18 protein-coding genes are annotated in these 20,714 nt (G+C 57.3%); 10 read left to right on the top strand and 8 right to left on the bottom strand.

Annotated features, from left to right (window positions below):
• Positions 1 to 13 precede the first annotated feature (13 nt).
• Together HVZ39_RS19435 and HVZ39_RS19430 are read right to left on the bottom strand one after the other, a co-directional pair.
• Positions 14 to 319 (bottom strand): putative quinol monooxygenase, encoded by a 306-nt coding sequence (locus HVZ39_RS19435; protein WP_101700596.1) that lies wholly within the window; start codon positions 317 to 319, stop codon positions 14 to 16.
• A 135-nt stretch (positions 320 to 454) separates the two neighbouring features.
• Entirely contained in the window at positions 455 to 1,267 is an 813-nt protein-coding gene (locus tag HVZ39_RS19430) for a DNA-binding transcriptional regulator (RefSeq protein WP_046275638.1), read from the bottom strand.
• 193 nt (positions 1,268 to 1,460) lie between these two features.
• On the opposite strand from HVZ39_RS19430, the gene HVZ39_RS19425 reads away from it, so the two are divergent.
• The 9 genes from HVZ39_RS19425 to mmuM all read left to right on the top strand — a co-directional run bounded on the left by HVZ39_RS19425 (position 1,461) and on the right by mmuM (position 11,628).
• Entirely contained in the window at positions 1,461 to 3,125 is a 1,665-nt protein-coding gene (locus HVZ39_RS19425; protein ID WP_049282020.1) for a bifunctional 3-(3-hydroxy-phenyl)propionate/3-hydroxycinnamic acid hydroxylase, read from the top strand.
• Between the two features lies 1 nt (position 3,126).
• On the top strand, positions 3,127 to 4,071 hold the full coding sequence (gene mhpB, locus HVZ39_RS19420; RefSeq protein ID WP_016151972.1) for a 2,3-dihydroxyphenylpropionate/2,3-dihydroxicinnamic acid 1,2-dioxygenase: 945 nt from the start codon (positions 3,127 to 3,129) through the stop codon (positions 4,069 to 4,071).
• Positions 4,072 to 4,099: 28 nt separating this feature from the next.
• Positions 4,100 to 4,966, top strand: coding sequence for a 2-hydroxy-6-oxonona-2,4-dienedioate hydrolase (gene mhpC / locus HVZ39_RS19415; RefSeq protein ID WP_181632854.1), 867 nt, complete (start codon positions 4,100 to 4,102; stop codon positions 4,964 to 4,966).
• Between the two features lie 9 nt (positions 4,967 to 4,975).
• Complete coding sequence (gene mhpD, locus HVZ39_RS19410; protein WP_016151974.1) at positions 4,976 to 5,785, top strand: 2-keto-4-pentenoate hydratase; 810 nt, start codon at positions 4,976 to 4,978, stop codon at positions 5,783 to 5,785.
• A complete protein-coding gene (gene mhpF, locus HVZ39_RS19405; protein ID WP_181632853.1) occupies positions 5,782 to 6,732 on the top strand; it encodes an acetaldehyde dehydrogenase in 951 nt (316 codons plus the stop codon). The genes mhpD and mhpF overlap by 4 nt, the downstream gene beginning before the upstream one ends.
• On the top strand, positions 6,729 to 7,742 hold the full coding sequence (gene mhpE, locus HVZ39_RS19400) for a 4-hydroxy-2-oxovalerate aldolase (RefSeq protein ID WP_181632852.1): 1,014 nt from the start codon (positions 6,729 to 6,731) through the stop codon (positions 7,740 to 7,742). The genes mhpF and mhpE overlap by 4 nt, the downstream gene beginning before the upstream one ends.
• Before the next feature lie 68 nt (positions 7,743 to 7,810).
• Complete coding sequence (mhpT, locus tag HVZ39_RS19395; protein ID WP_016155816.1) at positions 7,811 to 9,022, top strand: 3-(3-hydroxy-phenyl)propionate transporter MhpT; 1,212 nt, start codon at positions 7,811 to 7,813, stop codon at positions 9,020 to 9,022.
• Between the two features lie 274 nt (positions 9,023 to 9,296).
• Positions 9,297 to 10,700 (top strand): S-methylmethionine permease, encoded by a 1,404-nt coding sequence (gene mmuP, locus HVZ39_RS19390; RefSeq protein WP_032946968.1) that lies wholly within the window; start codon positions 9,297 to 9,299, stop codon positions 10,698 to 10,700.
• Positions 10,687 to 11,628: a homocysteine S-methyltransferase gene (mmuM, locus tag HVZ39_RS19385; RefSeq protein WP_181220770.1), complete on the top strand. Its 942-nt coding sequence runs from the start codon at positions 10,687 to 10,689 to the stop codon at positions 11,626 to 11,628. The genes mmuP and mmuM overlap by 14 nt, the downstream gene beginning before the upstream one ends.
• A 69-nt stretch (positions 11,629 to 11,697) precedes the next feature.
• Here mmuM and fbpC read toward each other — a convergent pair whose 3' ends face one another.
• From fbpC to HVZ39_RS19355, 6 genes are all read right to left on the bottom strand, one after another.
• The gene (gene fbpC, locus HVZ39_RS19380; protein WP_046275613.1) at positions 11,698 to 12,744 is read right to left on the bottom strand and encodes a ferric ABC transporter ATP-binding protein; all 1,047 of its coding nucleotides are present in this window, start codon (positions 12,742 to 12,744) and stop codon (positions 11,698 to 11,700) included.
• An 11-nt stretch (positions 12,745 to 12,755) separates the two neighbouring features.
• Positions 12,756 to 14,834 (bottom strand): iron ABC transporter permease, encoded by a 2,079-nt coding sequence (locus HVZ39_RS19375; protein ID WP_047357661.1) that lies wholly within the window; start codon positions 14,832 to 14,834, stop codon positions 12,756 to 12,758.
• 69 nt (positions 14,835 to 14,903) lie between these two features.
• A complete protein-coding gene (locus tag HVZ39_RS19370; protein WP_016151983.1) occupies positions 14,904 to 15,935 on the bottom strand; it encodes an ABC transporter substrate-binding protein in 1,032 nt (343 codons plus the stop codon).
• A complete protein-coding gene (uhpC, locus tag HVZ39_RS19365; RefSeq protein ID WP_181632851.1) occupies positions 15,932 to 17,236 on the bottom strand; it encodes an MFS transporter family glucose-6-phosphate receptor UhpC in 1,305 nt (434 codons plus the stop codon). Before uhpC ends, HVZ39_RS19370 begins: the two co-directional genes overlap by 4 nt.
• Positions 17,237 to 17,321: 85 nt before the next feature.
• On the bottom strand, positions 17,322 to 18,863 hold the full coding sequence (locus tag HVZ39_RS19360; RefSeq protein WP_053389831.1) for an MASE1 domain-containing protein: 1,542 nt from the start codon (positions 18,861 to 18,863) through the stop codon (positions 17,322 to 17,324).
• Entirely contained in the window at positions 18,863 to 19,492 is a 630-nt protein-coding gene (locus HVZ39_RS19355) for a response regulator transcription factor (protein ID WP_029139427.1), read from the bottom strand. The genes HVZ39_RS19360 and HVZ39_RS19355 overlap by 1 nt, the downstream gene beginning before the upstream one ends.
• 256 nt (positions 19,493 to 19,748) lie before the next feature.
• Between HVZ39_RS19355 and tauA the strand changes: the two genes are divergently transcribed.
• The gene (gene tauA / locus HVZ39_RS19350; RefSeq protein WP_049042255.1) at positions 19,749 to 20,711 is read left to right on the top strand and encodes a taurine ABC transporter substrate-binding protein; all 963 of its coding nucleotides are present in this window, start codon (positions 19,749 to 19,751) and stop codon (positions 20,709 to 20,711) included.
• The last annotated feature ends 3 nt before the right edge of the window (positions 20,712 to 20,714 follow it).

Here is a 20,714-nt window from a genome sequence, read left to right as displayed (position 1 = left end):
TCCTGTTTCTTAATTATGATGAGACCGTCGGATTTACCACGTCATCCATCAGTATGTAACGTGCTTCCTGGCGCGTGTATTGATCGATTAACGGCACAAGTCGCCGGAAATGCTCACTGGCACAATGTTCATCGAGAGCCGCGTGGTTTGGCCATTCTTCGATAAAAATAAAATGCCCCGGATCTTTTTCATCAATATAGAGGTCATAAGCAATGCATTGCGGCTCTTTCTTCGTCGCCGATATTAGCTCACGGTACCAAGGGAGAACGGTTTCAATATACTCAGGTTTGATGAAATCTTCGGCAATGACCTTTAACATGCAGCCTCCTGGCAGAAAACGAATGCACACTATGTGATGAAGATATATTTAGGGCAAGACGCCACAGTGTTATATCGGTCGGTGAGTGAGTTATCTCAGCTATTAATCAGATGATCCGCTTAACTGTGATCCATCTCACCTCCCGGCAACCAAAATCTCCTGCGACTCAACGCCATCTTCTATCTGTTTCGCCACCTTTTGTAAGGCCGGAAGATGTTTTTCCGCGGCCTGTTCGATGGTCATGGCGCTGGCCATATACACCAGATTCAGGCAGCCGATTACCCGCTGTTCACTGCGAATGGGGACGGCGATGGAGGCGATTTTCTCCTCCTGATCCCAACCGCGAAAGTTCTGGCCAAAACCGTCTTTTCGCGCACGGCTCAAAATGGCGTCGAGCTTCAGCGGTTCGCGCGCCAACTGGAACTCATCTCCCGGTCGTGAAGCCAGCATTTCAATCAGTTCCTGACGTTCATTCTCCGGGCTAAATGCCAGCCAGGTCAGGCCGGATGCGGTTTTCAGCAGCGGCAAACGACGCCCGACCATCGCCCGATGAAACGACAGGCGGCTGAAGCGATGGGTGGTTTCACGCACCACCATCGCGTCCACATCCAGCGTGGAAACGTCGGTCGGCCAGATGACCTCGCGCAGCAAATCCCCCAACAGCGGGGCGGCGAGCGCAGAAATCCACTGCTCGTCACGAAATCCCTCACTGAGCTGACGGACCTTAATGGTTAAGCGAAAGCTGTCATCGGACAGACTGCGCCGGACGTAACCCTCATCCTGCAGGGTTTCCAGTAGTCGCCTGACCGTGGTGCGGTGCAAGCCGCTCAGCTCTGCCAGCAGGCCAACGCTGGCCCCGCCGTCGAGACGATTTAACATATTTAATAACATTAGTCCGCGTGTTAACCCGCGCACGGTTTTGTATTCAGTACCGTCGTCACTTTTCATATTTATTGACAAATCTACAGTTAAAACAACGTTGTGCACTTGGTGCACATCCAGGCATGTTTTGATTGTAGCGCAAAAACTCACTTCTATACTGACCGCACAATAAAAAATTATTCACATTCTTTTAACAAAAAAACAATTGCGCCTCACCAGGGTCTGCAATTGCATTTTGTCCGAGTAGTGAGGTTCTGAAATGACAACAATAAATCCAGATATCCAACCCGCTGTGCAGCACACCGTGCAGGTAGCGATTGCCGGAGCCGGTCCGGTAGGGCTGATGATGGCGAACTATCTTGGCCAGATGGGCATTGAGGTGCTGGTGGTGGAGAAGCTCGATACCCTTATCGACTATCCTCGCGCCATCGGCATTGACGATGAAGCGCTGCGCACCATGCAGTCCGTCGGTCTGGTCGAAAATGTTCTGCCGCACACCACGCCGTGGCATGCGATGCGCTTTCTCACCCCGAAAGGGCGCTGTTTTGCTGATATCCAGCCGATGACCGACGAATTTGGCTGGTCGCGCCGCAACGCGTTTATTCAGCCGCAGGTGGACGCGGTGATGCTGGAAGGGCTGTCGCGTTTTCCCAACGTGCGCTGCCTGTTCTCCCGAGAACTGGAAGCCTTCAGCCAGCAAAATGGTGAAGTGACGTTGAACCTGAAAGCGCCGGATGGCCAGCGTGAAACGGTGAAAGCTCAGTGGCTGGTGGCCTGCGACGGTGGGGCCAGCAACGTCAGACGTTCGCTGAATGTGCCATTTGAAGGCAAAACCGCGCCGAATCAGTGGATTGTGGTGGATATCGCTAACGATCCGCTCAGCACGCCGCATGTGTATCTGTGCTGCGATCCGGTGCGCCCGTATGTCTCCGCCGCGCTGCCGCACGCGGTGCGCCGCTTTGAATTTATGGTGATGCCGGGGGAAACCGAAGCGCAGCTCAGCGAACCGCAGAATATGCGCCAGCTTTTGAGCAAAGTGCTGCCGAACCCGGACAACGTCGAGCTGATCCGCCAGCGCGTATATACCCATAACGCACGTCTGGCCGAACGTTTTCGCATTGACCGCGTGCTGCTGGCGGGCGATGCGGCGCACATTATGCCGGTCTGGCAGGGGCAGGGGTACAACAGTGGCATGCGCGATGCTTTCAATCTGGCGTGGAAACTGGCGCTGGTGATTGAGGGCAAAGCCGGTGATGCGCTGTTGGATACCTACCAGCAGGAGCGCCGCGACCACGCCAAAGCGATGATCGATCTCTCGGTGACCGCAGGCAACGTACTTGCGCCGCCGAAACGCTGGCACGGCGCGGTGCGCGACGGGGTTTCCTGGCTGCTGAACTACATTCCGCCGGTCAAACGCTACTTCCTTGAAATGCGCTTTAAGCCGATGCCGCAGTACCACGCCGGGGCGCTGGTGCGTGAAGGCGACGCGAAAACCTCCCCCGTTGGCAAGATGTTTATCCAGCCGAAGGTAACGCTGGAATCAGGTGAAGTGACGCTGCTCGACAACGTCATCGGACCGAATTTCGCGGTGATCGGTTGGGGCTGTAACCCGCTGTGGGGCATGAGCGAGGCGCAGATCCAACAGTGGCAGGCGCTGGGGGCGCAGTTTATCCAAGTGGTGCCGGATACACAGATACAAACCGATCAGGATAACCACGACGGCGTTACCCGCATTGGCGATACGCAAAACCGCCTGCGCGCGTGGTTTGCCCAGCACAACGCCGCGCTGGTGGTGATACGCCCGGACCGCTTTGTGGCCGCCATCGCCATTCCGCAAACCCTGGGCAGTACCCTGAATAAACTGGCTTCGGTGATGACGCTCACCCGCGTTAATGCCCACATTCCCGCTGAAAAGGTGGCCTGATATGCACGCTTATCTTCACTGTCTTTCCCACTCGCCGCTGGTGGGTTACGTCGACCCGGCGCAGGCCGTGCTCGACGAGGTTAACGGTGTGATCGCCAGCGCCCGGGCACGTATTGCGGCGTTCGACCCTGAACTGGTGGTGCTGTTTGCCCCCGATCACTACAACGGATTTTTCTACGACGTGATGCCGCCGTTCTGTTTAGGCGTAGGCGCTACGGCGATCGGCGATTTCGGTAGCGCGGCGGGGGAACTGCCGGTGCCGACAGATCTCGCTGAAGCCTGCGCCCACGCGGTAATGAAAAGCGGCATCGATCTCGCCGTGTCCTACAACATGCAGGTCGATCACGGCTTCGCGCAGCCGCTGGAGTTTTTGCTCGGCGGTCTGGATAACGTGCCGGTGCTGCCGGTGTTTATTAACGGCGTCGCCACGCCGCTGCCGGGCTTTCAGCGTACCCGCATGCTCGGTGAAGCGATTGGCCGATTCGCCAGCTCGCTGAATCAGCGTGTGCTGTTTTTAGGCTCCGGCGGCCTGTCGCATCAGCCGCCGGTCCCGGAGCTGGCGAAGGCTGATGCCCATATGCGCGACCGCCTGCTCGGCAGCGGCAAACAACTGCCTGAAAACGAGCGCGAGCTGCGCCAGCAGCGGGTGATCAGCGCTGCTGAGAAGTTTGTGGCCGATCAAAACACGCTGCATCCGCTTAACCCTGTCTGGGATAACCGCTTTATGACGCTGCTTGAACAGGGGCGTTTGCAGGAGCTGGACGCGGTCAGTAACGAAGAACTGTCCGCGATGGCGGGCAAATCAACGCACGAAGTTAAAACCTGGGTTGCTGCCTTCGCCGCTATTTCTGCCTTTGGCAACTGGCGCAGCGAAGGCCGTTATTACCGCCCGATCCCAGAGTGGATCGCTGGATTCGGCTCCCTGAGCGCCACCACACAGAACTGAAACAGAACTGAATATGCAGGAGAACATCATGACTTACCAACCGCAAACCGAAGCCGCAACCAGTCGTTTTCTGCAGGTGCAGGAAGCAGGCGAAACGCTGCGTGTGCATTTCAATGACTGTGGGCACGGCGAAGAGACTGTCGTGCTGTTGCATGGATCTGGTCCGGGTGCGACGGGCTGGGCGAACTTCAGCCGCAATATCGAGCCGCTGGTGGAGGCTGGATACCGGGTGATCCTGCTGGATTGTCCTGGCTGGGGCAAAAGCGATGGCATCGTTAACCGCGGTTCGCGATCCGATCTCAATGCTCGCATCCTGAAAAGCGTGGTCGATCAGTTGGATATTCAGAAAATCCATCTGCTGGGCAACTCGATGGGGGGCCACAGTGCCGTGGCGTTCACCCTGAGCTGGCCGGAGCGTGTGGGCAAGCTGGTGCTGATGGGCGGCGGGACGGGGGGCATGAGCCTGTTTACCCCGATGCCGACCGAAGGCATCAAGCGCCTGAATCAGCTGTACTGCGAACCGACCATCGAGAACCTGAAGCTGATGATGGAGATCTTTGTCTTCGACACCAGCGACCTGACCGAGGCGCTGTTTGAGGCGCGTCTGAATAACATGCTGTCGCGTCGCGATCACCTGGAAAACTTTGTCCGCAGCCTTGAAGCCAACCCGAAACAGTTTCCGGATTTCAGCCCGCGCCTGGGTGAAATCAAAGCCCAGACCCTGATTGTCTGGGGACGCAACGACCGCTTCGTGCCGATGGACGCCGGCCTGCGCCTGCTCTCCGGGATTGCCGGGTCTGAGCTGCACATCTACCGCGACTGCGGGCACTGGGCACAGTGGGAACATGCGGATGCTTTTAACCAACTGGTGCTGAACTTCCTCGCACGCCCTTAAGGAACGGACATGACGAATCTTAATCTTGAGCAGTTAGCCGCCGATTTACGTCAGGCTGAGGAAAAAGGGGATGCTATCGCCCCGTTGCGTGAACTGATCGGCGTGGATAACGCCGAAGCGGCCTACGCCATTCAGCGTATCAATGTGCAGTATGACGTGGCGCGCGGGCGTCGCGTCGTCGGGCGCAAAGTGGGGCTGACGCACCCGAAAGTGCAACAGCAGCTGGGCGTCGATCAGCCGGACTTCGGCACGCTGTTCGCCGACATGTGCTACGGCGACAACGACACCATTGCGTTTGCCCGCGTGCTACAACCGCGTATTGAAGCGGAGATTGCGCTGGTGCTGAACCGCGATCTGCCCAATGCCGATACCACCTTTGACGAGCTGTACAACGCCATCGAGTGGGTGCTACCCGCGCTGGAAGTGGTCGGCAGCCGTATTCGCGACTGGTCGATCAAGTTTGTTGATACCGTGGCGGATAACGCCTCCTGTGGCGTGTATGTGGTCGGCGGTCCGGCACAGCGTCCGGCAGGGTTAGATCTGAAAAACTGCGCGATGAAAATGACGCGCAATAACGAAGAGGTTTCCAGCGGGCGCGGTAGCGAATGTCTGGGACATCCGATAAACGCCGCCGTGTGGCTGGCGCGCAAAATGGCCAGCCTCGGCGAGCCGCTGCGTGCCGGGGACATTATTCTCACCGGGGCGTTAGGCCCGATGGTGGCGGTGAATGCGGGCGATCGTTTCGAAGCCCATATCGACGGTATTGGTTCAGTTGCCGCCACCTTTTCAGCGGCGGTTACAAAAGGAAGTCAGTCATGAGTAAGCGTAAAGTCGCCATTATCGGCTCTGGCAACATCGGCACCGATTTGATGATTAAAATTCTGCGTCACGGCGTACGTCTGGAGATGGCGGTGATGGTGGGGATTGATCCGCAATCCGACGGTCTGGCACGCGCCCGGCGTATGGGCGTTGCCACCACCCATGAAGGGGTGACGGGGCTTCTTGCGATGCCAGAATTCGCTGAAATCGACATCGTGTTTGATGCCACCAGCGCGGGCGCGCACGTGAAAAATGACGCCGCGCTGCGCGCCGTAAAACCGGGGATCCGTCTGATCGACCTGACACCCGCAGCGATCGGCCCGTACTGCGTCCCGGTGGTGAACCTGGAGGCTAACGTTGACCAACAGAACGTCAATATGGTGACCTGCGGCGGGCAGGCGACCATCCCGATGGTGGCGGCGGTTTCTCGCGTGGCAAAAGTCCATTACGCCGAAATTATCGCCTCGATCGCCAGTAAATCTGCGGGACCGGGCACCCGCGCCAATATCGACGAGTTTACCGAAACCACCTCGAAGGCGATTGAAGTGGTGGGGGGCGCGGCTAAAGGCAAAGCCATTATCGTACTTAACCCGGCTGAGCCGCCGCTGATGATGCGCGACACGGTGTATGTGTTGAGCGAAGCGGCCTCCCAGCTTGAAGTTGAAGCGTCGATTAATGACATGGCGGCGGCGGTGCAGGCGTATGTGCCGGGCTATCGCCTGAAACAGCGCGTCCAGTTTGAAGTCATCCCGCAGGATAAACCGGTGAATCTGCCGGGTATTGGTCAGTTTTCCGGGCTGAAAACCGCGGTGTATCTGGAAGTGGAAGGTGCGGCGCACTATTTACCCGCCTATGCGGGCAACCTCGACATTATGACCTCCAGCGCGCTGGCGACCGCTGAGCAGATGGCGCAGTCACTCACCCGTCAGGCAGGAGAAGCAGCATGAACGGTAAAAAACTCTATATCTCAGACGTGACCCTGCGCGACGGCATGCATGCGATTCGTCACCAGTATTCGCTGGAAAACGTGCGCCAGATTGCCAAAGCGCTGGACGACGCGCGGGTTGATTCCATTGAGGTGGCCCACGGCGACGGTTTACAAGGTTCCAGCTTTAACTACGGCTTTGGCGCGCACAGCGATCTCGAGTGGATTGAAGCGGCAGCAGACGTGGTTAAACACGCAAAGATCGCCACGCTGTTGCTGCCGGGCATCGGCACTCTTCATGACCTGAAAAACGCGTATCAGGCCGGCGCGCGAGTGGTGCGCGTGGCGACCCACTGCACCGAAGCGGACGTGTCGGCCCAGCATATTCAGTACGCGCGTGAGCTTGGCATGGATACCGTCGGCTTTCTGATGATGAGCCATATGACCACGCCGGAGAATCTGGCGCAGCAGGCGAAGCTGATGGAAAACTACGGCGCGACGTGTATCTACGTGGTCGATTCCGGCGGGGCGATGAATATGAGCGATATTCGCGCCCGCTTCCGCGCCCTGAAAGCGGTGCTGAAGCCGGAGACGGAAACCGGAATGCATGCGCATCACAACCTGAGCCTCGGCGTGGCGAACTCGATTGCCGCGGTGGAAGAGGGCTGCGACCGTATCGACGCCAGCCTGGCGGGTATGGGCGCTGGCGCGGGCAACGCGCCGCTGGAAGTGTTTATCGCCGCTGCGGATAAGCTCGGTTGGCAGCACGGCACCGATCTGTATGCGCTGATGGACGCCGCCGACGATCTGGTGCGTCCACTGCAGGACCGTCCGGTGCGGGTGGATCGCGAAACGCTGGCACTGGGCTATGCCGGGGTGTACTCCAGCTTCTTGCGTCACTGCGAAGTGACGGCGGCGCGTTATGGCCTGAGCGCGGTCGATATTCTGGTTGAACTGGGCAAACGCCGAATGGTGGGCGGCCAGGAAGATATGATCGTCGACGTGGCGCTGGATCTGCGCAATAGAAAATAAAAATGATTACGCGGCTGGCAACGTATCAGCCGCGACTCACCTGCATCGTGACCTCAGAGGTACATCTTATGACTACCCGTACCCCCACATCTTACCGCCTGACGTTAACCGTCGGGCTTTGCTTTTTAGTCGCCCTGATGGAAGGGCTGGATCTACAGGCCGCCGGGATCGCTGCCGTCGGTATCGCCCAGGCGTTTGCGCTGGATAAAATGCAGATGGGCTGGATCTTCAGTGCGGGCATTCTCGGGCTGCTGCCCGGCGCGCTGGTGGGCGGCATGCTGGCCGATCGCTATGGCCGCAAGCGTATTCTTATTGCCTCCGTGGCGCTGTTCGGCCTGTTCTCGCTGGCGACGGCGATTTCCTGGGATTTCTCGTCGCTGGTGTTTGCCCGTCTGATGACCGGCGTCGGGTTGGGCGCGGCGTTGCCGAATCTGATCGCGCTGACCTCCGAAGCGGCGGGCCCGCGTTTTCGCGGTACGGCGGTGAGCCTGATGTACTGTGGCGTGCCGATTGGCGCGGCGTTAGCGGCGGCGCTCGGGTTTAGCGGTCTGGCCGCCGCCTGGCAAACGGTGTTCTGGGTTGGCGGAGTGATCCCGCTGCTGCTGGTGCCGCTGTTGATGCGCTGGCTGCCAGAATCACAGGTTTATGCCCAGCAAACGCAGGTGGCCGCCGCGCCGTTGCGCGCCCTGTTCGCACCTGCTACAGCCACAGCCACGTTGCTGCTGTGGCTGTGCTATTTCTTCACCCTGCTGGTGGTGTATATGCTGATCAACTGGCTGCCGATGCTGCTAGTGGAGCAGGGCTTTCAGCCCTCGCAGGCGGCTGGCGTGATGTTTGCTCTGCAAATCGGTGCGGCCAGCGGCACGTTAATTCTCGGGGCGTTAATGGACAAACTGCGCCCGGTGGTCATGTCGCTTCTGATCTACACCGGGATGTTGGCTTCGCTGCTGGCGCTGGGGACGGTGTCGTCATTGAGCGGTATGCTGATGGCCGGATTTGTGGCGGGGATGTTTGCCACTGGAGGACAAAGCGTGCTGTATGCGCTGGCTCCGCTGTTTTACAGCACGCAGATCCGCGCGACAGGCGTGGGTACCGCCGTCGCCGTTGGGCGTCTGGGGGCGATGAGCGGCCCGCTGCTGGCAGGAAAAATGTTAGCGCTCGGCACTGGAACGGTAGGCGTGATGGCAGCTTCTGCGCCGGGCATTTTACTGGCAGGGCTGGCGGTATTTTTCCTGATGAGCCGTAAATCGCAGATGCCGATCCCGACCAGTGGCTCATAAGCAATCGTTCGGTTGTATGAGTGGGGAGATACGGTTCCCACTTCCGGGTGAACGCCAGCCGGCGATGACGTTGCCAGAGTTTATGTAAAGCCTGGCAACGGAGGCGTTATGAGCTGGCGGCCCTTTTTATATTTGATAATTAACCCCCACCCGGTATTAAGCGCCCGGCGCGGTCATCTGCGTCTGGTGCAGGGTTGATTTTGCATTGTGTTAACAAACGCGGTATAACACACCTTCTTTGGATGTTTAGATGTCCATACGTTTGGAAGGTTATATGCAAACAACACAACAAAATGCGCCACTGAAGCGCACGATGAAAACGCGTCACCTGATTATGCTCTCCTTAGGCGGCGTGATTGGCACAGGGTTATTCTTCAATACCGGCTACATCATCTCCACTACCGGGGCCGCGGGAACGCTGCTGGCCTATCTGATTGGCGCGCTGGTGGTCTGGCTGGTTATGCAGTGTCTGGGCGAGCTGTCGGTCGCGATGCCGGAGACCGGGGCGTTTCACGTCTATGCCGCGCGCTATCTCGGCCCGGCGACGGGGTATACCGTGGCCTGGCTCTACTGGCTGACCTGGACCGTGGCACTTGGTTCGAGTTTTACCGCTGCCGGATTCTGTATGCAGTACTGGTTTCCGTTGGTGCCAGTATGGGTCTGGTGCGTGGTGTTCTGTGTGATTATTTTTGGCCTGAATGTTATCTCCACGCGCTTTTTTGCCGAAGGGGAGTTCTGGTTCTCACTGGTGAAAGTGGTCACTATCATCGCCTTTATTATCCTCGGCGGGGCGGCGATTTTTGGCTTTATCCCGATGCAGGATGGCTCGCCCGCGCCGGGGCTGAGTAATATCACGGCGGAAGGTTGGTTCCCGCATGGCGGCTTACCGATCCTGATGACTATGGTGGCGGTGAACTTTGCTTTTTCGGGAACCGAGCTTATCGGTATTGCCGCCGGTGAAACGGAAAATCCGCGCAAGGTGATCCCGGTGGCGATTCGTACCACCATCGCGCGACTGATTATTTTCTTTATCGGCACCGTGTTTGTGCTGGCGGCGCTGATCCCGATGCAGCAGGCGGGCGTGGAGAAAAGCCCGTTTGTGCTGGTGTTTGAGAAGGTAGGTATTCCGTACGCCGCCGATATTTTTAACTTCGTGATCCTGACAGCCATTCTTTCTGCGGCGAACTCCGGGCTGTATGCCTCCGGGCGCATGCTCTGGTCGCTGTCGAATGAACGTACGCTGCCAGCCTGTTTTGCGCGAGTAACGAAAAACGGCGTGCCGCTGACGGCGCTGTCGGTCAGTATGCTCGGCGGCGTACTGGCGCTGTTTTCCAGCGTGGTGGCCCCGGACACGGTATTTGTCGCGCTGTCGGCAATCTCCGGGTTTGCGGTGGTGGCGGTGTGGCTGAGCATCTGCGCTTCGCACTTTGTTTTTCGCCGCCGTCATCTGCAACAGGGTAAGGCATTGAGTGCATTACATTATCGTGCGCCGTGGTATCCGCTGGTGCCGGTATTGGGATTTGTGTTGTGCCTGGTGGCCTGTGTAGGGCTGGCATTCGATCCAGCGCAGAGAATTGCGTTGTGGTGTGGGTTACCGTTTGTTGCGTTGTGCTATGGTGCATATTTCCTTACTCAACCCCGTAACGCAAAACAGGAGCCAGAACATGTCGCAGAATAATCCGTTACGCGCTCTCCTTGAGAAACAGGATGTCCTGTTACTGGATGGCGCGATGGCGACGGAGCTGGAAGCGCGAGGGTGTAACTTAGCCGACAGCCTGTGGTCAGCCAAAGTGCTGGTAGAAAACCCGGAGCTTATCCGCGAAGTGCATCTTGATTATTACCGGGCGGGGGCGCAATGCGCGATCACCGCCAGCTATCAGGCGACACCGGCGGGCTTTGCCGCGCGTGGCCTGGATGAAGCGCAGTCGAAAGCGCTGATTGGCAAAAGCGTGGAGCTGGCGCGTAAAGCGCGTGAAGCGTATCTGGCAGAGAACCCGCAAGCGGGCACGCTGTTGGTGGCGGGATCTGTCGGACCTTACGGCGCGTATCTGGCGGACGGCTCTGAATACCGTGGCGATTACCAGCGCAGCGCCGAGGCATTCCAGGCGTTTCATCGCCCGCGCGTGGAAGCATTGCTGGATGCCGGGGCCGATCTGCTGGCCTGCGAAACTCTGCCGAATTTTGTCGAGATTGGCGCACTGGCTGCGCTGTTGACCGCGTACCCGCGTGCGCGTGCCTGGTTCTCATTTACTCTGCGTGACAGCGAGCACCTGAGCGACGGTACGCCGCTGCGTGACGTGGTCGCGTTGCTGGCGGATTATCCGCAGGTGGTGGCGTTAGGCATTAACTGCATTGCGCTGGAAAACACCACCGCTGCGTTGCAGCATTTACACGGCTTAACGGCGCTGCCGCTGGTGGTGTATCCGAATTCGGGCGAGCAGTACGATGCCGCGAGCAAAACCTGGCATCATCACGGTGAGTCTTGTGCGCAACTGGCGGATTATCTGCCACAGTGGCAGGCCGCTGGCGCACGATTGATTGGCGGGTGCTGTCGCACCACGCCCGCGGATATTGCCGCGTTAAAAGTTCAAGTTCAGGCTCGATAAGACGTAAGCCGCCATCGGGCATTTTTGCCGGATGGCGATACGGTATGAACCGGAAACATGGGTAACACTTTATGCCGCATCCGCCAGCACAAACATGCCGTACGGATGGATTTCGAGATAATACTGCTCGCCGACGTCCGGCTGCAGACGCGTAGCGTTGACCTGCAATAAAATCTCCTGTCCGTGCCACTCCACCGTGACCTCATATTGGGGTCCCATATACGCGACGTGGCGGATCACGCAGCGCTGGCTCTCTTCGCCGCGGTCGCTGAGGGTGATCGCTTCCGGGCGCACGCCTACCATGCCCTCGCCTTGATCGCTAAAGTGCAGTGGGCGCGGCAGATGATAGCCGTAGATATCAACGTATCTGTCGCTGAAGGTGGCCGGGAACAGGTTGGCATCGCCCATAAAGCTCGCCATAAAGCGGGAGGCGGGCTGGCGATAGAGATCCTGCGGCGAGCCGATCTGCATGATGTGTCCCTTGTTCATCACCAGTACGGTATCGGAAACCGCAAAGGCTTCGCTCTGATCGTGGGTGACGTACAGCGAGGTGATATCAAACTGCTTTTGCAGCTCGCGGATCTTGTCGCGCATACTGCGACGCAGGTTGGCATCCAGGTTACTTAACGGTTCATCAAACAGCAGTACTTTCGGTTTGAGGATCAACGCACGGGCCAGCGCCACGCGCTGCTGCTGACCGCCGGAGATCTGATCGACAAAGCGGTCTTCAAATCCTTCCAGATCCACCATCGCCAGCGCCTCTTTGACGCGGGTTTTCACCTCCGCGCGCGACACGCCGAGCATCTTCAGGCCATAACCGACGTTCTCCCCTAACGACATGTGCGGGAACAGGGCATATGACTGAAACACCATACAGATATCGCGCTGCTGAATAGAACGATGGGTAACGTCTTCGCCATCAATGAAAATTTGTCCTTCGCTCGGTTTTTCCAGCCCGGCAACCAGACGCAAGATGGTGGTTTTACCGCAGCCGGACGGGCCGAGCAGCGTTACCATTTGCCCCTGCGGAATAGTGAGATTGATATTGTCGATAACCGTGTTGCTGCCAAATCGTTTAGTGACGTTGCGCAGTTCAACGAAATTTTTCTGAGTCATAGTGCGCTCCATTACGCCTGGTTTTTGGCTTTTGAACGGGAGGTACGTGATTCACCGATCAGCCAGTCAAAGATGAAAATAATCGCCAGCATCACCACGATCAAAATGGAACCGTAGGCAATCGCCACGCCGTATTCGCCGTCTTCTACGCGGTTCAGGATGTAGGCCGTGGCCACGCGGGTATCCGGCGTGACGAGGAACACAATGGCGCTGACGGTGGTAATGGCGCGCACAAAGCTGTAGATCAGCGCTGAGAGGATCGCCGGGCGCAGCAGCGGCAACAGGATATGCGTAATGGTGCGCAGGGAACCGGCACGCAGACTGAGCGAGGCTTCATCCAGCGATTTATCGATTTGGCCTAAGCCCGCAATGCCCGCCCGGATACCGACCGGGACGTTACGCATCACCATTGAGATAATCACGATGGCGGCGGTGCCGGTGAGGTATACCGGGGCGCTGTTAAAGGCCAGAATGTACGACACGCCCGCTACGGTGCCCGGAACGGCAAAGCACAGCATAGTGGTGAACTCGATGGTCTTTTTGCCTTTAAACTGCTGACGCACCACAACCCATGCGATCAGCAGGCCGAAGATAGCGGTGATCGGCGCGGCAATCCCGGCGTAGAGCAGGGTGTCGAGCAGTGAAGGCCACGCGCCGTCGCTCATTCCCTGACCGAACAGTTTGGTAAAGTTCGCCAGCGTCAGGGTGTAGTCCACGCCCCAGTTTACGGTGAAACTGCCGTAGAAAATGCTGCCGTAGAGCAGGGCGTTAAAGGCAATCCACACCGCCAGCAGCGCGACCACGCTCCATACCAGCGTTACCGGCAGCGGCTGCACGTCGCCCCGATAGGATTTACCGGAAACGGTGACGTACGAGCGTTTACCAATCCACATGTACTGCACGCAGAACACCAGCAGCGAGAACAGCAACAGGAAGGCACCCAGCGTACTGGCGGCCTGGTAGTCGAGCTGGGAGCCGGTGATATAGAAGTAGATTTGTGTTGCCAGCACGTCAAAGTTACCGCCAAGCACCAGCGGGTTACTGAAGTCGGCCAGCGACTGCACCACCACAATTAAAAAGGCGTTTGCCAGTGCCGGTTTTAGCAGCGGGACAAACACGCCGTTAAAGGTTTGCCAGCGGCTGGCGCGCAGGGTGTATGACGCCTCCTCCAGCGACGGATGAATGGTTTTGATCGCCCCGTCGAGGATCATAAACGCCATCGGAGTGAAGGCCAGCACCTGCGCCAGCCAGATGCCGGTAAAACCGTACAGCCAGTTGGTGTTGGTCAAACCAAACCATTCGACCATAAATTCGGTGATGTAACCGGAGCGTCCCATCATCAGCGTTACACCTAAACCCACAACAAACGGCGGGGTGACGATCGGCAGAATCGAGAAAATACGTCCGATAATGGCGCTGCGTTTCGCGATTCGGGTGGTGTAGATAGCCAGCACCAGGCCAAAGAAGGTACAGCCGACGCCGACGGCAATCGACAGCATAATCGAGTTGAGGATCACCTGAATGATATGCGCCTGCGACAGCACATTCATAAACGCCAGCGGAGCAAATTCTCCGGCGTCGTTGGTGAACATCGGAATGAAAATAGCGATACTTGGCCAGACGATAAAAATACCGATCAGCGCGACAATCGCGGTGAGCGAGCCGATGACGAAACGGTCGCCGCCCAGCCATTCCAGACGGGTGAGCGCCAGGGTCATGATCGCGCCAAGTGCCACAAACAGCACGATGGTGGCATAGCCTAAGCCGCGCCCCTCAAGAGTCGCGCTGGCGACGATAAACGCCATACAGAAAAACGCCCAGCCCGCGTCAAAATAATGGCGGCTGCGCTGTTCGCGTCTGGCTTCATGGAACGGGCGCACCAGCAGCAGGCTTGGCAGCAGATACCAGAGCCAACTGATATTGAACTGTGACCAGCCGTAGGCGGCGAGAATTTCTTCGCGCGTCGACTCCAGCAGACCGTAGTCCAGGCTCCAGCTCGGCAGCAGGGCAAACGCCAGCCAGCCGAGTAAAATCCAAAGAAATATCGCATCCCGTTTTTTCACGGGATGGAGTGCAAGTGTGTGTGACATAGCGGTTCCGGTATTTCAGGCCGGATATGGCGTTAAGGCCTTATCCGGCAAATGAACGCAAATCTGGGGTTATTTACCCATCTTCACTTCGCTGACCCACTTATTGATCAGGGCTTTACGCACGTCGGTCGAGCCGTACTTATCCATGTCGTAATTGATAAGCTTCAGGTCGTCGAGCTTCAGCGAGTTAGGGGACGTCTCGGCGGTGGTGTTGGTCAGGATCTGATAGGATTTACCTTTCTTCCACGCCAGCTCCTGCGCGTCTTTCGACAGTACCCAGTCAACGAACAGTTTGGCGTTATCGAGGTTACGCGCGCCTTTCAGGATGCTGACACCGCCGATTTCATAACCGGTACCTTCGCACGGTGAGACAAGTTCCAGCGGTGCGCCCTGTTCTTTTTCCAGTGAGTAGTCGTGCAAGAAACCGATGCCGATAGCCGTTTCGCCACGGGCGGCGTTACGCGCCGGGGCAATGCCGGATTTGGTGTACTGGGAGACGTTGGCGTTGAGCTGTTTCAGGTAGTCAAAGGCCTGATCTTCCCCCCACAGCTGGGCAAAGGTCGCCAGTGCGGTATAGGCGGTACCGGAGCTTTGCGGATCAGCAATCTGGATTTCGCCTTTGTATTCCGGTTTGGTCAGATCCTTCCAGCATTTTGGCACCGGTAGGTTTTTCTCTTTCAGGCGCTGGGTATTGACGCCAAAGCCCAGAATACCGACATAAACCGCCGAGGAGAGGTTGCCTTTCACTTTTGCCGGATCGCGAAACTTCTCCATGATTTGTTCGAGGTTTGGTGATTTATACGGCTGCAGCAGCCCCATTTCACCGGCCTGAGACTGTGGATCCAGCGTACCGCCGTACCAGACATCCGCTTGCGGGTTTTTCTTCTCGGCATCCACTTTCGCCAGCGTACTGCCTGAGCCGTTGCGAATGAATGAAGTCTTCACATCATATTTTTCACCGAAGGCTTTGGTTTCGGTTTCGCACATTTCGTTGGTGGCGCTGCAATACACCACCAGACGACCCTGCGCCTGAGCTGCACTGCTGAAGGCTGCCAGCGTCAGAGCGGAGGCAATTAGGGTAGAGGTAAGCGTCAGTTTCATTGTTTTATCCTTTGACTGAGAGAAGGGGGAATGCCCGCAATGAGCAATGGCATCAGCAATAAACCCATAAAGACAGCGGCAACCGAGAGCAAACTGAACATTCCCGACCAGCCGTAGTGTTCTATGACCAGCGACAGCGGCCAACCCGCCAGCGCGGCCCCCAGATAGGCGAATAGCCCAAGAAAACCAGTAATTGAACCTGCCGCCGCCTTATGTCCGCATTCCACGGCCGCGAGGCCAATTAGCATCTGTGGGCCAAACACAAAAAAGCCCACGGTAAAGAAACACACTGCCAGTAGCGCGTAGTGGTGCACCGGCGCCAGCCACAGCGCGGCGACGGAGACCATCAGCCCCAGTGTGAACAGCAAAATCATTGGGGCACGCTGACCGCTGAAAAGCAGATCCGATCCCCATCCGGCAAACAGCGCCCCCAGCAAGCCGCCGACTTCAAACAGCATTACCGTGGCATTGGCGCTGAGCAGGTTCACACCGTGGCTTTCCGTCAGCCAGATGTTGCCCCAGTCGTTGAGCGCTATGCGGATCAAATAGACCAACACATATGACACGTCGAGTAGCCAGATCATCGGGTTCTTCAGCATGGTGGTGCGCAACATTTGCCACAGTCCCATCGGCGGGCTTTGCTGCTCCTGACGCAACTCCAGCGGGTCTTGCCGCCATTCCCCAACCGGGGGTAAGCCTTCTTCCCGGGGTGTGCCTTTCAGTTGCAGGGTGAGCCAGATGCCTAACGCCATGCTGATTATCCCCGGAGCCAGCATGGCTGCCTGCCAACCCCACCAGTGGGCGGCAAAGGCGCTAATCAGCGGGATGATGGCCCCTCCGATGTTGATCGACATATTCCAGCAGCCCCACCAGAAGCCGCGTTCGTTACGCGAGTACCAGTGGGTCAGTAGTCGGGCGCAGGGTGGCCAGCCCCAGCCCTGAAAAAATCCGTTCAGCGTCCAGACCACCAGGAGCAGCGTCAGCGATTCACCAAAGGCGAACAGCACGTTTAAAACGCCGGTGGCAAACAGGCCAATGCCCATAAACGCGCGCTGTCCGTGGCTGTCGTGCCATAGCCCGGCGGTGAATTTCGACAGGCCATAGGTCAGATAAAACAGCGATCCCAGCAGGCCGATATCGCCTTTATCCAGACCCAGATCCGTTTGCAGCGCCGGGAGGACGTAGTTAACGCTTTTGCGCGTCAGATAAAACGCGGCGTACCCAATCACCATACACATCAGCAGCCGGGGGCGTAGCGCCCGGTATTGTTGGTCTGTCTCGCGTGATGCACGTGTATGCATGGCAGCCTCCGTTTGTGCTGACTATAGGAAAGTGAAAGCAAAATGGGATGAGATAAAGTCCGCAGTGACTAAGACTTTTTCCTGGTTAACGGCTGATTTGTTGCAAATTTGTGGGCAGGTTAACAATTACCCGCGTGCCGTTGTTCGATTCGAGCGTCAGTTCGCCGCCAAGGGCGCTGACCCGCTCACGCATCCCCTGGATACCGAACCCGGGGATTTTCTCTGCGAGAATACCTACACCGTTGTCAGCGACGTGCAGAAACACGCGGTGTTCCTGCTGGCGCAGCGTAATCGACACTTCGCTGGCGTCGGCATGTTTACAGACGTTATTGAGCAACTCCTGCAGCAGGCGATACAGTGTGAAACGCACCGTTTCATTTTCTGGCGTATTTTCAAGCTGATAGTCAAACCAACAGCGAATGCCGCGTTCGGCAAAGGCAAATTCATTCACCAGATGATGCAGTGCATCTTTAAAGGCCAGTTCATCGAGCGCGGGCGGTCGCAGCTGGCGCAACAGTTGGCGGGTGGAGTGGTGAATGCGCCGGGCAAGGTCGTTGATCTGATTTGCCGCTTCAAGCGTTTGCTCGCGACCCGGCGCGCGCTTGACCAGTTGCGACTGAATTTGAATGGCGGTGATGTTCTGACCAATTTCGTCGTGTAGCTCCCGCGCCAGGCTTTTGCGCGTATTTTCCTCGGTGCGGATCAGTTGTTCGGTCAGCGCGCGTCGCGCTGCCAGTTCGGCTTCCAGACGCTGGCGATAATGGTGCAGGTTTTGCGCCAGATGCTGCTGGCGGCTGATAGCGATCCCCAGCCCTATGCCCAGCAGCGCCTGGGTGGCGAGGAAAATCTCCAGCTCCAGTAAATTGCTGAACCCGACGCCGATTTGCCGGGCGATGGTGATCATCATGCTGCCGAGCAGTCCGGACAACACGCCGCCCTGCCAGCCAAATTTCCACGCCATCACCACGTTTGGTAAGAACACTACGATTAGCAGCAGGCGCTCGATCTCAGGTGACAGCACCATCTGGGTACCTATGCCAATAATGAAAAACAGACTGCACCAGATGATAAGCGAGGTACGCAGGGGGGGATTGGTGGTATCCAGTCCGAGCAAATGATAGCGGTGCTGCTGGCGCAGAAATTCATAGATCAGATAGACAAACGGCGTCAGCAGCACGCCGCCGGTAAACGACGCCAGGCCAATTAACGTTGCCGGGCTTTGGATAAACGGTGAAAGCAGGAGGGTATTGAGCAATGACGTGATCGTCACCGCGGCCAACAGCAGCGTTAAGCGCTGCCAGTAAAGGGGGAAGCGGTGCCAGTATGACTGGCCGATACTCGCCGGTATCAGGCTAATCAACGGCGCAACCAGCAGGATATAGCCATTCACTAATTGCTCGCTGTGCAGCCAGAACAGCATCAGCACCGGCGGCAGTACCAGCGCGGGCCAGTAACGGCGAGAAAGCAGGATTAGCAGAGCGAGATAGACGCCGTGCGGCAGGAATAGCGCTGCCTGCTGGCCGTTGTGGGTCAGGTAAAACCCCAGCGTCCACAGCATCAGCCAGCCCGATCCCCAGGCCAGCAGAATAAACAGAGAAATAACCCCATGACGAAGGCTGCGTGACATTAATGCCCCGTCAGCAACTGGTGGTCGAGTGCAAAATGCACCAGATCGATGGTGCTGTGGCATTGCAGTTTGCCCAGCACGTTCGCACGATGAACGTGCACCGTTTTATGGCTGAGGTCGAGCTTGAAGGCGATCTCTTTTACGCTGTCGCCTTTGACCAGCAGATCAAACACTTCGCGCTCGCGTGGGGTCAGTACCTCCAATACCTGCGCGGGCTGTTCGCCGCCGCGTAGCGCCCGTAGCGCGTCGGCGCACAGGTAATGCCCGCCCATACCAACCGAACGTACCGCCTGCACCAGTTCCTCTGGCCCGCAGCGTTTGGTCAGATAACCGCTGGCACCGGCATCCAGTGCGCTTTGCACAAACGTGGGTGAGTCATAGATGCTGAGAATAATGGCGCGAAAACCGGGCTTCTGCGCCCGCAGTCGTTTTAACAGGCTCAGGCCATTTTCATCCGGCATGGCGATATCCATCACCGCAACGTTGACGTCATCATGCAGTAGTGCAGGCCACGCCTGGGCCGCGCTGCTGTACTGGCCAGCAACGTTGAGATCGTCTTCGAGACTGAGTAATTGCGCAAAGCCGGAACGCACCACCACATGGTCATCCACCAGCACAACATGAATCATGATCTTGCTCTCTTGCCTGACAATGGCATCTATGATGCCTGCCAGCGCCGCGCTGGCAATCCCCGTGGCGCGGATATGTAACGAATGTAACAAAATCGCAATAATTTGCCGGCCTGCAATCAAATGCATTTCCGGGCTAAGCATTGCCGCTTTTTTTCTAAAAACAGATCGCTATTAGCCAGAATTTTTAATTCCTTTATCAAATTGTGCCGCAACGAAATACTGCCCCCATAACAAGACAGGGGAGCAGACAATCATGGCTATTTCATCGCGTAACGCACTACTTGCCGCACTGGCATTCATCGCATTTCAGGCACAGGCGGTGAACGTCACCGTTGCTTATCAGACCTCCGCTGAACCCGCCAAAGTGGCGCAGGCGGATAACACCTTTGCTAAAGAGAGCGGGGCTACCGTTGATTGGCGCAAATTCGACAGCGGTGCGAGCATCGTCCGTGCGCTGGCATCCGGTGATGTGCAGATCGGTAATCTTGGCTCCAGCCCGCTGGCGGTCGCTGCCAGCCAGCAGGTGCCTATTGAGGTTTTCCTGCTGGCGTCAAAACTCGGCAATTCTGAAGCGCTGGTGGTGAAGAAAAACATCAGTAAACCGCAAGATTTGATTGGTAAGCGCATTGCCGTGCCGTTTATTTCCACTACCCATTACAGCCTGCTGGCGGCGTTGAAACACTGGGGTATCAAAGCAGGGCAGGTGGAGATTGTGAACCTGCAGCCACCCGCGATTATTGCCGCCTGGCAGCGCGGAGATATTGATGGTGCTTATGTCTGGGCGCCTGCGGTAAACGCGCTGGAAAAAGATGGCAAGGTATTAACCGACTCATCGCAGGTTGGCGAGTGGGGCGCACCGACGCTGGACGTGTGGGTGGTGCGCAAAGATTTTGCCGAGAAGCATCCTGAGGTGGTGAAAGCCTTTGCCAAAAGCGCCATCGACGCCCAGCAGCCTTATATCGCTAATCCCGATGAATGGCTGAAACAGCCGGAGAATATCAGCAAACTGTCGCGTTTGAGTGGCGTACCGGAGGCGGATGTGCCGGGCCTGGTGAAAGGTAACACCTATTTGACGGCACAACAGCAAACCGCTGAGCTAACCGGCCCGGTGAATAAAGCGATTATCGACACCGCGCAGTTCCTCAAAGAGCAGGGCAAAGTCCCCGCCGTCGCGACGGATTACAGCCAGTATGTGACCGATCGCTTCGTGCAATAAATA

This window comes from Citrobacter sp. RHB35-C21, from assembly GCF_013816515.1.
GTDB classification, from domain to species: Bacteria; Pseudomonadota; Gammaproteobacteria; order Enterobacterales; family Enterobacteriaceae; genus Citrobacter; species Citrobacter braakii.
This window is presented reverse-complemented; position numbering and strand designations above follow the sequence as displayed.